Source organism: Bacillus sp. AY3-1 (assembly GCF_008368785.1).
In the GTDB taxonomy this organism is placed as follows: Bacteria; Bacillota; Bacilli; order Bacillales; family Bacillaceae_G; genus Bacillus_A; species Bacillus_A wiedmannii.
In genome coordinates this window covers 88,179-101,175 of sequence record NZ_QORZ01000002.1, presented here as the reverse complement: position 1 = coordinate 101,175, position 12,997 = coordinate 88,179, and the positions used below count along the sequence as shown (strand labels likewise).

Below are 12,997 nucleotides of genomic sequence, written 5' to 3'. Positions count from 1 at the left end.
CAATAAATATATCCTCTTACGTAATTATTCTCTCACTTCAAGAACCTTAACCTTATATATTTCAAACCACTGTTGCCATCCATCTTTAGAAAATTCTTTTTCTTCTCCTTTTAGAACGGAAGAAAAAAGATCTAAACAAATATGCCAACCTGCTATATCTTTCGGTGTATGATCTGTTAAATCATGAATGTATTCTTTAAGAAGTAAAAGAGTACCATTTTCCTCTTTATGTATTTCAAATCGTACACGGTCTTTACCCCAAGTAAATTCGAGCACTGCGTTTACTTGACACTCTAAAATATCAATATTTATAAATGAACCGTCCATCATGTCGAACTTTATTATTCCACCCGTTTTAAGACTTTCAATTTGTAAATTAGACATCCATTTTTTAAGCTTACTGTTTTCTGTTAAAACAGACCAAACTTCCTCTATTGTATTTGGAAATCGGCGTTCAAATTTTACAATATACCCATCGGTTACTTTTTGAATTTCAGCTATCATATATATTGCCTCCTACCTCCAAACAGAATATATGTTCTTCTTTTATTTTACCCGATTTTATATATAAAATAAATCTTTAAATTATTATAAATAGCCTCTTCCATATTACATACCAATAAAAAAAGCCGCAATTGCGACTCATGAAATTGTAGAGTATTAACTCTTGCTTTTATTGAATGACTTACCGCTTAATCGCATCAACAATTAAAGATGGAAAACCAAGCTTCTCACCTTTATTTCTAGAATCATACCTTTTCGAACGGAAAATAACACCGTCGTTTGCATCCCATTCGTTGTAATAAAACTGACCATTTTCATCACAATATTCAAGTAAAACTACCTCAAATCCAGCAAATTTAAACATTTCCGTTAATGTTTTATAATTATGAACAATTTTATGACCTGCTGCTGGATGATCTTTCGGGCCAGGTCCGCCTATTTGAACTGTGTTTTGGTATGCTTCATCTCGGAAAAATGCATCAGGAACACCACAACGAATATGCCCTCCTGGCTTTAAAAATTCATAACAAATTTCAGCTGCTCTTATACCTTCTTCAAAAGTAAGGTGTTCCCATACATGCTCAGCTAAAATAGCTGAAATAGAGTTGTATTCAAATCTTTCTTCCCACGTAGCTTTGTCTAATAAGTTAAGTTCATCTTCTTGTGTTTGAATCCAACCTGGATTATTATTAAACACGCCAGCGCCGACTACTACTTTAATTTCATCTTGTTTTGTTGCCATCACTTTCACCTCATAAACATTTTGATTTATTAATATATTCTATGTTTACTATTATCCTTCCTTCTTCAACAAATTTAATAGCATGAATCCAGTACAATACCGAACTCATGCTGGAAATTTTTCTAACCAAACGATTTTCTAACTTTATGGAATCAGTTCATAATACACAACTGTTTTTATACTATTTATATACGATTTTTCTTATATAAGCATAACACACCAAACATTAGCACAAAACCAATCACGTAAAAACTTGTTGTTCCGCTGCCACCAGTATTAGGAATTATCCAATTATTTTTCACATTTTTCACTGTTAGTTTTTGTGTCCTTACCGCTTCTGTAATTTCTATTTCTATTGGATCTCTAAGTAACATATATCCGTTTGGCGCTTTTATTTCTTTAATCGTATACTTTCCAAGTACTAACTGGTTGGAAATCACCTTTCCTTTTTCATCCGTTGTTAATCTAGTAACTTCTTTACCTTCTTTATCTAATACTTGAAATACAGCACCTTTTAGTTTTAAATTAATATCCTTATCATCAACTTTCTCAATTTCAAATTGCCCAGTCGGATCTGGTAATTTCTTATTCCCTATTTTACTTTCTACTACTGTATCTTTTTCTATTTTTACAGCTATTTTATCTTTTAATAAGTCATAACCTTTAGGTGCTTCTACTTCCACTAGGGTATAGTTACCTATTGGCAATTCTTTTGATATCGCTTCTCCTTTTTCATCTGTTACTAACTCACCAACTACTTTTTTATTTGAATCTTCAATATGAAACTTTGCCCCTGCTAGCTTTTTATTTTTATCGCTCGTATCTACTTTTACTAACTTCATTTTCCCCATTGGATCTGGTAATTTCTTATTCCCTATTTTACTTTCTACTACTACATCTTTTTCTACTTTTACAGCTATTTTATCTTTTAATAAGTCATAACCTTTAGGTGCTTCTACTTCCACTAGGGTATAGTTACCTATTGGTAATTCCTTTGATATCGCTTCTCCTTGTCCATCTGTTACTAACTCACCAACTACTTTTTTATTTGAATCTTCAATATGAAACTTTGCTCCTGCTAGCTTTTTATTTTTATCTCCCGTATCTACTTTCACTAGCTTCATTTTCCCCATCGGATCTGGTAATTTCTTATTTCCTATTTTAATTTCTACTACTGCATCTTTTTCTATTTTTACAGCTATTTTATCTTTTAATAATTCGTAACCTTTAGGCGCTTCTGTTTCCACAAGAGTATAGTTACCTATTGGTAATTCTTTTGATATCGCTTCCCCTTTTTCATCTGTTACTAACTCACCAACTACTTTTTTATTTGAATCTTCAATATGAAACTTTGCCCCCATCAATTCTTTATTATCATTATTACTATCTACTTTTTTTATCTTTACTTTTCCTGTACTAGGCTTGTTCCAATGTTGCCAATTAAATTTGAAATTGTGAAATTCAAATCCACCAGTTTGTTGTACTGCACCGACAAATGCTTGTCCATTAATCGAACCGCCTTTTGTTTCTAATACAGCATTTGGAGCAAACACACTCCCAACGACACCATATCCCTCTGTTGTGATCTTTTTTGCATTAGGAAAAACCCAAATCACCTTCCCGTATAACTCAGTGAACGGTGAATTAGGAGAATAGGGTTGTGATGTAGGAATTATATCTGTAGCCCTACCAATATTGTTCGTGTCATATAAGATAGCACCATTTTTAAATGTAACCTCTATTGCATCCGAATACATAACGATAAAATCTTTTCCTTTAGCATTAGGTAAAAAGACATCTCTTATATCTAAATTGATTTTCCCTACCAGTTCTGATGAAACATAAATATTAGGATTGTTTATATCTTTTCCGATTCCATAACTCATATTTGGAATTGGGGTATTCGTTTTATATTGACCTGCATTTTTACTGACTTGGTTCACTATGTTGTGAAATTCATTAAATTTCGCGTCAATTTCTAGTTTTTCTTTATAAACGATACGATCATAAGAAGATTGTATGATACGATCTGGATCACTCTCTTTTGTCATTACGACTATTCCGTTTTGAATGATAAAAGATTCCTCTCTTGATTTTTTAAATTTTCCAGACAATAACAAGGATGGATATCCCTCATCATCCCATTTTTCCCCAACTATATTAGATGTTCCCGCTGCTGCACCTACAATTGTATAACCAGATGCATCCATATCACCTTGAACTGCAATTGCTCCTTCAATGTCTCCACCTACTGCTATATGGTTACCAAAGACAACAGCATTATAACGCGATATATCCCCTAGACCTTCTAAGTTAGTCGTGGATCCATATGCTTCTTTTGGTGCATATACGACAAAACTTACACATAACATTAACAAAACCATAAAATGAATACTTACCAACTTTAATTGTAACCTCAATTCCTTTGTTCCCACCTTTACCGTATTTTTTCTACAGTCGAATAAAGTGAAACTTTTTTCAGTGAGGATTTACTTCATCCTCTATATACCTTCTTTGCTTATCTCTGGATTTTCGGTCCCACTGCCCATTAATACAGGATAAATAAATTCATTCTATCGAGTTAATTTTTTCTTATAAATTGCGACTAGTAACACACATAATAATAGGATTAAGACTACTACGGTCCACTTATTAAACATAAATATCTCTTTACGCATTTTTTGTTTTTCTTTCTCGTTAAACTCCACACGCTCACCTCGAACCAGTAATCTATTTGTGTTTACTCCATAAGGCGTACATGTAATTAATGTTATATAATCTTTATTTTCCACAATTTTTAAATCGTCCGTTTCGTGTGGTAAAACTACTTTAATTTGATCTACTTTATAAGCAAGAACTTTGTCTAAAGAGTGAATATAAAAACGGTCTCCTTCACTCAACTTATCTAAATCTGTAAATAATTTTGCTGATGGTAAACCACGATGCCCTGTTAAAATAGTGTGCGTATTTTCTCCACCTACCGGGAGCGAAGAATAATCTAAATGACCTACCCCACGACTCAATACTTCCTCAGAGGTCCCTTGATAGATTGGTAGTTTTATATTAATTTTCGATATTTCAATATAACCCATTACATCACCTAAATTTAACGCATCGGCATACGCTTGATGATTACTTTTTTCTTCAGAAAATGGATCTGCAAATGTTTTCATGGAAGTTTGAACTTGTTTATTATATTCGGCTGCTTCTTTTTCTCTTCGCTCGATTTCTTGCTTTTGTAGTGCTTTGATCTTCTTATCGTAAGAGCTAACCTCAGAATAATGTGCACGAGTCGCCAACCAATTACTAATAGTAGGATATAAAAAAATACCTAAACCAAATAAAAAAATACCTCCTAAAACAAGATTTCGTTTCATATTTCCACCTCTGTATATACTAAAATATCGAAAAGAGGGAAGCATTTTACTTCTCCCCTTTTCACATCACATGATTACATGTTCCTAAAACCTTAATTATTAGCAAACTTTTTTCTAAAGAAAACAAATGCCGCTGTAGCCATTAACGCAAGGCCTAGTACAGTAAATAGAGTCGTTCCGATACCACCCGTTACAGGAAGAATCCATCCACTTTTATTATTTTCAATCGATAATTTAACCGTTTGATTATTTTCGCTAATCTTTACATCAATAGGGTCCTTTAATAATTGATATGAAGCTGTTGTACCATCTTGTTTTGTATAAGTTGGTGCTTTCGTTTCAAAAATTTGATAGTCTCCATACGGAATGTTAGTCCATTTAATAACACCATTTTCATCTGATACACCTGTGACTTCTTTACCTGCCACAACAACTATTCTCCCATTTTTATCTTTAAGTACAAACTCTGCACCTTTTAATTTCTTTTTATTAGCACCATCAATTTTTGTTAACTCAATTATTCCAGTTGTCGGAACAACAACTACAGGTTTAGATTCCTTTTCTCCAATTACATCATTTTTATTTATAAAATCAATTTTTGCTATATTTAAAATTTCCGAACCAGATAGTACGCCTTCTTTTACTTGTGATTTAATTTGTAAATGAAATTCTTTTTTACCATCTAACTTTGTGAAATCTTTTACTGTAGCTGTTACTTTTTGGCCTTCTACAGCTACCTCTACAATGCTTGCATTTACTTCCGCTCCATCAATTTTCACGACTGGTTTTCCTTGAATCATTAAACGATTGTCTAAAGTATCTGTTACTACATATTTTTTGTATTCTTTAATGTCTTCTGGAATTAATGTTTTAATATCATAATTGTAATTAGTTAACGGATTAATTGGCAGCGCTTCCAAATTCCCGTTAATCTTTTTATCAATATTTGGTTCTTCATAGTTTTGCACTTCTACTTTAACTACTGTACCAGAAGTAATTGTCCCATCTTCGTTTATAGTTCCGGAGGTCTTTATAAAAAACTCGTGTTTAGTCGGATCTAGTACATACCCTTTCGGCGCTTTTGTCTCTTGGAAATAGTATTCCCCATACTCTAATCCTTGCACGCGAATATGCCCATTACCATCTGTTGCTAACTCTTTTTTCACTTCTGTACCATCTTTTTTAAATAAAGAGAATACTGCACCTGCTAATGCTTTTTCATTTGCACCAGTCTTTATTAAATCAACTGCACCACGTTTAATCTCATTTTTCGGATACATATGAACATCATAGTTTAGCACCTTACCCTCTTTATTCGTTAAAGGAATATCCACTGTATACGTATTTGGATTTAGGTTAACATGCGGAGGTCCTGCCACTTCTTTCACTTCATAACGTCCTAGCGGCAGTTCTTTTAATACAGCTTGTCCGTTATCATCTGTTACTACTTGAGTTGGAGTTGCTCCTATTACAGGCTTCACATCTTCTTTCACGATTTTCCCATCGTTTGAAATTTTTTCAAACGACGCAACCCTTTTCACTTCAAACGTTACACCTTTTAACGGTTTCGCATTTGTTGGTACCTCTTGATTTGCAGAGCCATCACCTTCTAGCCCCAGTGCGCCATCTTTTTCTTGTTCATATTTATGAATCGTTAAAGTACCTTTGGATGGTGAAGCTGCCTTTACTAATACACTAGACCATGTAGAAAATGTTAAGAAAAATACTAAAAGCACACTAAATATTTTTTTCATTTCTCTTATCCCCTTTACAACTTCTATCATTTTAAAAATCCCTTTATTACTATTACCCTCTTAAAAGCAATAGTGTGCCAAGTACCAGATTTAAACGAGTAACCTAAAACATAGTCGTCCAACAATCCATTGTTTACAAACACTTATTCACTCTACTTATTTTCTATTATTACGTTGTTGCTCCGTATGATATATGTAGTTTTCCTCTGAATTACACTTATATCTCTACTTCAAAAATCGTTACACGTTTACTTCTATCGCTAATTTTCATTAATTACTTAACTTAAATTTAATTCATTAATCTCTCCCTTCCTATCCCTATTTAAAATCCAATCTTAATCATTTTTGATACATATAAGCAATGAACAACGAATAAGTGTGACAATTCATATTTTACGTTACTCCCTAAAACTATTACCTGTATATTCAAATAATATGTGCTATTCATGTTAAATTATGGTATTATTCTTAGAAGTTTATAATTTTTATAGATAAAGTTTTTCCGTTTCTACATATGAAAGAAAGGAATATATAAACATTCAACTAATACGCACAACTGTAAGGAGGAATAATATGACTAAAAAGCTCAGTCTAGTTGAGATAGAGTACATTTGTAATATGTTTTTCCGATATTTTGAAATTCCAGTTTGTTTTTTAGATTGTAACAAAAATATTCTTTTAGAATTTACATCAAAAGATGATTCACATTCGTTTTATAAATCAAAAATAGAACAGTTACATGTGCTTTTTCAAAAAAATGATTCATATAATTCGCCTATCTTCAGAACTCACCAATATTTAGGGCACTTCATTTTAATTCACATAAAGAGCCATTATATGGTGAACGGTACTGTTATTATTGGGCCCTTGACACATGTAAATTTTTCTACAAGTAAAACGGATAGTAACCTTAATTTTATTTCGAATTATAAAAGAACAAGAGACCATTATTTTTCATTGTCAGTCAAAGATCAAAATTTCTTTGTAAATATAGCAATATTGTTCTATAACATTCTCTATAAAAAAAATTCAGATGTAAGTACCTTTTCAAATAACAGTGACTCATTTCATGTAAGTCATAGCAGTATCTTAAACGAGGATGTATATATTTCAATGCAAAAAAACAAATCTATCTGTCATAATTTGTATATAGAGAACCAACTACTTGGAGCTATAGAAAACGGGGATAAAGAAAGCGTACTCAAATATTATTATGAATTCCAACAAGAGACTCTTTCATCCTTATCTTCATTCCATCAATTAAGACGTCATAAAAACATTTGTATTTCATCCATCACACTTGCTACTAGATATGCGATAAAAGGAGGACTTCCTTCCGGGATTGCTTACAAGATTTATGATCTATACATCCAAAAGACAGAGGATTTAAAAGACGCAGAATCTGTTTGGGATTTATTAAGGAATGTTTTCTATACTTTTGCAGACCGTGTAAAAGCACAAAAAGTACAGAAACACTCAAAGACTATCGCTATTTGCAAAAACTATATTTTTGAAAATATTTACAATCAAATATCTGTTAAACAACTTGCTAAATTTGCTAACGTAAATTCGGATTATTTATCTATATTATTCAAAAAAGAAGTCGGTATTACATTAATTGAATACATTCAACGTGAACGAATTGAAGAAGCAAAAAAATTATTAACTTTCACAACCTATCCCTTATCAGACATATGTGCTTCACTCAACTTTAGTGATCAAAGCTATTTTACTAAAATTTTTAAAAAATTCACTAACGAAACACCTGGTAAATATCGAAAATCTCATGTTGTCATATAGAGTTAAACTTTCATTAAAACAAAGTGTTTCTAGTAACTTATCAATGGCAGATTAGAATTACTTTCACACCCATGACCTTTTGAATTCAGGCTATTTTTAAAGCAAAAAAACACGTTACTATTCTTTTATTTGAATGAGAATAGTAACGTGCTTTATATGTAATGTAGGTCTGTAGGCAAAATAGCGTCCAAGCACGAATTTTTATAGAAGCAAAATACACTACTTAAATACTAAAATCTTATTAAGTAAAAAATTCATCTAATAATTATTGTGTGAGAAATAATCCCTACTATTATTTTTATATCTTTCTAAATTTGCGAGCCAAAGTGAGTACTGTACCTGCAATAACCATCCATATGCCCATTGTTGCACTGTTAGTTGTACTGGCACCGGTGTTGGAAAGCTCTTTATATGTAGATTCTTTTTTATCAGAATTAATGCTGTTCGGGATATTACCGTTATTACTGTTATTAGTAATACCTTTAGCTTTGCTAGTGTCTTTATCCTTCACTAATACTTTTTGTATTGCATGTACCTGATTACCTACAGAATCTGTTACTGTGTACGTTAATACGTAAGTACCTGCTTTAGAGGTATTTATTTCACCATTAAGTTTTACTTTAGAAGTAAGATCACCGTCTTCTTTATCGATAGCTAATACTTTTTCCAATGGATCGAATGAATCTCCTACATGAATTGTCGTTGCAGTTGGCACTGTTAATGTAGGCTTTAAATCTAATATTTCTCCATTTCCCTCTACAATTACCGTCTGTGTAGCCGTTGCATTCCCCCCTTGAGAGTCAACGACCGAGTAGTCCACAATGTATGTACCTGGTTTAGAAGTATCTACATCGCCTTTATTTTTTACTTTATTTGTTAAATCACCATCTTCTTTATCAACAGCTTTTACATTACTCATCGGGTCAAACGTATCACCAACACGTAGTGTAATTGTAAGCGGTACAGTTAATTCAGGACTTGGTTTTCTGCAGTTTTTTCGTTTTCTTTCACTGTCCCTTTAATTTTTGCTGCATCAAAAGCTTTTTGGACCGCTTCAACCTCAATTGAGTTCGCCCCATATTTATTTGTTGCAACTTTAAGACACGCTAATCTTAATTCAGAGAAATTAGAAGTCATGTTCAATTCATCAGTATTTGCATAATAGAAAATATCAAACATTTTATCTTCACCAATACCATTTACAGTTACACCGTTATGAGTGCCACCTTGTGCAATTAAATACGCGACTTTATTAATAATACTTGAGTTGAAATGAACGCCCTCATTATCTTCTCCGTTTAAATCACTGTATTTACTATAATCATCTGGATACGGTACCCCATCAAAAAAATTGACTGAAGATGGATTTTTCATATTACGGAGCACTGATCCCAATTGTTCTCCTATTGTCCAGTTAAATTCCCCATTATTTATATATTTCTCAATAGCCGTTCCCATAATGTCAGATAACGCCTCGTTAATTGCCCCAGATTCTCCGAAAAATTCAAGATTAGATTCGCTAGATGTAACCGAATGAGTAAATTCATGGCCCGCTATGTCAAATGCTCTAACCATTGAATCACCATATATAAGCATACTAACATTGTTAACATTAGCACTACATGCATTATTCCAACTTTTAGGATCATCGGTTTCTCCAGAATCCCATGCATGTACAACTGATACTACTTTTTTCCCCTTATTATCAAAACTATTTCGCTTATATTTGTCTTTATAAAAATCATATACCTTTGTTGCTAAAAAATGAGCACTTACCGCCTTTGGATCATTAAATGTTGTTGAAGTGCTAGTTGCTAATATACCAGGATAATATTTTTCTTCAAAACTAATATCTCTATAATTCACATCATATGTCTCAATTCCTTGCCCTCTTGTGTAATCTGCAAGCGCATATTTCCCATTACTTTGTTCAGAAATACCAAATGTGCGAGTTATCCCTAAATCATCTTTACCAGTTCCGGTTAATGATATGGAATTGCTTTTTTTAGTTTTCTTTAAAGATTCCACTTGCTCTTCACTTACTTTTAAGATTGACTCTTGCACCATATTTTTCAACATATCACCATTATGAGCATTCACTAAATAAGTTCCAGATACATAGTTTGGTGTTGCAGCGGCAAATGTAACTTGATATGCATTGCTAGCCTTCCCATGATTCTAATTAACAAAAATAACTTCCTTAACTTCTGGCTCAGAAATAAATTTAATATCGTTCCCGTACTTCGTATAAATATATTGTTTTGCTTCTTCTTTTGATAAATTACTAGCATTCTTTAAATCTTCTTGTGTTAAATTTTGTGCACTTTCTCCTGAAATACTTTTAATAATACCCTTTTTATCTACATGAGCAGTCAATTGGTGTCCATATACTTCTTTACCTTCATATATTTGTTGCATACGCACAAGTGTAGTCCCATCATAAGAACTACGTTTTTGAACAACCGTGTAATCTACCCCTTTGTCTCCACTAACTTGTTTTGGTGACAAAGCATGCCCGGTCTTTTCCTTAAGTGCATCTTTCACTACATTCTCTGGCGTCTTTTGTGATGGTTGTGTAAGTTCACCTGTACGGAACGAATCCTCTTGAATTTCAAAAAGTACATCACATTGTGCAAAACCGTATTATAAAAAGATGACTTCTGTCATCAACAAAAGTCACCTCTTCAATATGTCATATCCCTAATTTGTTTTTAATGCATACTTTCTATATGAAAAAGAAAAAGTATTCTTTAACGAGCGTTTTGCAATACTTTTATTAGGTCATTTATATTTTCAACTTTTTGCTGAAACTGATCAAGCCTGTTATGTAGCAATGAAGGATTCTTATCTTCAGTTGAAATAACTTTTTTTAATTCTTGTTCTAATTTATCATATGTATCAAAGAAATTATCAAATTCTACACTTATAAGTTCTTCATTTTCACGATAAAATCTTTTTGCTTCTATATAAGTCATATATGATTTATTTAAAAACCCTAATGAAATTAAATATTTAGAAGTGTTTTCTTGATAAATAGCAATATCACATGCTATTTTAATATCAGAATAAGTCTTTTGGACGAAACAATGCAATTCAAAAATCTTAAACTTTAATCCATTATTCATTTCATCCCCTCCCATCCTATCTATTCTACATAAAAAAAGAATATTATACAAAGTAAAATATCAATATGGCACAAAAATAAAAAGCGAAAGAATGACTCCTTTCGCTTTTTATAACAAAACATACATTTCATATTGTGCTAATGAATTCTTTTCAAATCCAGTTTTCTTTAAAAAACCTTCCAGTAAATTGTTGTTTGGAAACCCAATTGATAAACTTGTTAAATTTAACTCATCTTTTGCTATTTGTAATAATTTTGATCCAATACTACGATTTCTATAGTCTTTGTCTACGAAAATAAAACTAATTTTACCTTGTTCATTCAAACATATAGAACCCTTTAAATCATTATCGACATATGCGCCGTAAAATGTATTATTGGTTTTTTCGATATAATCCATATCATTTTGCCAATTTATATGGAAGTGTAACCATTTCTGAATTGCAACTTTGAAAGCTGGAAATTCTAATTGTTTTACTTCAATTCCCTTACATTCTTTAGTTATTATTTTAGTCATATCTTTTAAATTATAATAAGATAGATCGTACACTTTTTCATATCCTAATTTCGTATAAAAATGAATCGCTCGGTCATTGCCTACAATGACTTCAAGAAAAAGTTGCTTACACTCATTTTGAAGCGCCTCTTCTTTATGCAGTTCAAATAATTTTTGACTCACACCAATACCGCGGTAATTAGGATGAATCGCTAATGTTCCACAACGCATTGTTTTTATGTTTTCATAATCCTTTATCCCGCCAAGTATTACACCAACAGATTGGTTACCGTCTAAAGCAAGAAAGGAATGTTTTAGTGAATTCCCTTCTGGTCCCAAAAACCTTTTTATAAAATCTTCTTTTGAAACTTCCATTTTAATAATGTAATCTGAAAAGCCATCTTTAAAAGCTTCATACACTAAATCTATATGTACTTCACTGCATCTTTTGTATTGAATCATATAAAATTCTCCCCCACTTACTCGTGTTAAACTTAGCATTCAAATACGTAAAATGTACTAGCTCCACTCTACCCATCATTCTTTAACATTTAATTTGAAATAAACGGGCACTTCCCTACATATCTCTCACTGTTAATTTGTTTTATAACAAATGGTGCAATATCACTATTTTGAATTTTGATTCCTGGCATATCTACTAAACTCTCTTTTATATCTCCAATGCTCTTCCCTTCCATAACAAATGGTAATCTAACAATTGTCCAATCTATATTACTACCTTGAATAGTTTGCAATTCTTTATATTTATCTTGCATCATCTTTGATAAAAATACTTTAAACAAAGTAGCTCCTATTTTATTTACAATTCCCTTTTGATCTCCTGTAACATCTAAAGAACCTCCAGAAATTAGTATATATCTTTTTATTTCAGATTCTTTCATTGCTTCTAAAATATGCTTCGTTACTGTGCTAAAAATATAAGATTCATTTTTTGGTTGACCTACCGCATTAATTACAGCTCGACACCCTTTAAGTAATTCCCGTATTGAAGCAAAATCACGTGCATCTCCATTAATAATCTCTAAATTTCCATTTGTTATTTTGATATTATTAGAATTTCTTGTTAATATTTTTACTTGATATCCCTTTTCTAACGCTTCGTTTACAAGGAATTTCCCGGCTTTTCCGTTTGCACCCAGAATAGCTATTTTATTTGTACTTTCCAATATTAACCCCTCT

At 31.9% G+C, this 12,997-nt stretch carries 9 protein-coding genes and 1 pseudogene; 1 reads left to right on the top strand and 9 read right to left on the bottom strand.

The window, feature by feature from the left end; translation table 11 throughout:
- Positions 1-24: 24 nt before the first annotated feature.
- From DN389_RS00760 to DN389_RS00740, 5 genes are all read right to left on the bottom strand, one after another.
- The gene (locus tag DN389_RS00760; protein ID WP_098128491.1) at positions 25-504 is read right to left on the bottom strand and encodes an SRPBCC family protein; all 480 of its coding nucleotides are present in this window, start codon (positions 502-504) and stop codon (positions 25-27) included.
- A gap of 181 nt (positions 505-685) precedes the next feature.
- Entirely contained in the window at positions 686-1,246 is a 561-nt protein-coding gene (locus DN389_RS00755) for a class I SAM-dependent methyltransferase (RefSeq protein ID WP_098128492.1), read from the bottom strand.
- A 185-nt stretch (positions 1,247-1,431) separates the two neighbouring features.
- Positions 1,432-3,666 (bottom strand): MSCRAMM family protein, encoded by a 2,235-nt coding sequence (locus DN389_RS00750; RefSeq protein WP_098628939.1) that lies wholly within the window; start codon positions 3,664-3,666, stop codon positions 1,432-1,434.
- A 153-nt stretch (positions 3,667-3,819) separates the two neighbouring features.
- The gene (locus DN389_RS00745) at positions 3,820-4,623 is read right to left on the bottom strand and encodes a class C sortase (RefSeq protein WP_088122173.1); all 804 of its coding nucleotides are present in this window, start codon (positions 4,621-4,623) and stop codon (positions 3,820-3,822) included.
- A 92-nt stretch (positions 4,624-4,715) separates the two neighbouring features.
- A complete protein-coding gene (locus DN389_RS00740; protein WP_149236727.1) occupies positions 4,716-6,377 on the bottom strand; it encodes a SpaA isopeptide-forming pilin-related protein in 1,662 nt (553 codons plus the stop codon).
- A gap of 573 nt (positions 6,378-6,950) precedes the next feature.
- Between DN389_RS00740 and DN389_RS00735 the strand changes: the two genes are divergently transcribed.
- Positions 6,951-8,177 (top strand): AraC family transcriptional regulator, encoded by a 1,227-nt coding sequence (locus DN389_RS00735; protein WP_098128496.1) that lies wholly within the window; start codon positions 6,951-6,953, stop codon positions 8,175-8,177.
- 298 nt (positions 8,178-8,475) lie between these two features.
- Here DN389_RS00735 and DN389_RS00730 read toward each other — a convergent pair.
- From DN389_RS00730 to DN389_RS00715, 4 genes and pseudogenes are all read right to left on the bottom strand, one after another.
- Positions 8,476-10,790 (bottom strand): annotated as a pseudogene (locus tag DN389_RS00730) (M4 family metallopeptidase); the annotation flags it as partial.
- Positions 10,791-10,927: 137 nt separating this feature from the next.
- On the bottom strand, positions 10,928-11,302 hold the full coding sequence (locus tag DN389_RS00725) for a hypothetical protein (protein ID WP_001059012.1): 375 nt from the start codon (positions 11,300-11,302) through the stop codon (positions 10,928-10,930).
- A gap of 108 nt (positions 11,303-11,410) precedes the next feature.
- Entirely contained in the window at positions 11,411-12,259 is an 849-nt protein-coding gene (locus DN389_RS00720) for a GNAT family N-acetyltransferase (protein ID WP_060488942.1), read from the bottom strand.
- A gap of 89 nt (positions 12,260-12,348) precedes the next feature.
- Positions 12,349-12,984: an SDR family oxidoreductase gene (locus DN389_RS00715; RefSeq protein WP_098802107.1), complete on the bottom strand. Its 636-nt coding sequence runs from the start codon at positions 12,982-12,984 to the stop codon at positions 12,349-12,351.
- Positions 12,985-12,997: the final 13 nt, after the last annotated feature.

Coding starts and splice junctions, on each gene's coding strand:
- DN389_RS00760 (WP_098128491.1), bottom strand. CDS start 504: ATGATAGCTGAAATTCAAAAAGTAACCGATGGGTATATTGTAAAATTT.
- DN389_RS00755 (WP_098128492.1), bottom strand. CDS start 1,246: ATGGCAACAAAACAAGATGAAATTAAAGTAGTAGTCGGCGCTGGCGTG.
- DN389_RS00745 (WP_088122173.1), bottom strand. CDS start 4,623: ATGAAACGAAATCTTGTTTTAGGAGGTATTTTTTTATTTGGTTTAGGT.
- DN389_RS00740 (WP_149236727.1), bottom strand. CDS start 6,377: ATGAAAAAAATATTTAGTGTGCTTTTAGTATTTTTCTTAACATTTTCT.
- DN389_RS00735 (WP_098128496.1), top strand. CDS start 6,951: ATGACTAAAAAGCTCAGTCTAGTTGAGATAGAGTACATTTGTAATATG.
- DN389_RS00725 (WP_001059012.1), bottom strand. CDS start 11,302: ATGAATAATGGATTAAAGTTTAAGATTTTTGAATTGCATTGTTTCGTC.
- DN389_RS00720 (WP_060488942.1), bottom strand. CDS start 12,259: ATGATTCAATACAAAAGATGCAGTGAAGTACATATAGATTTAGTGTAT.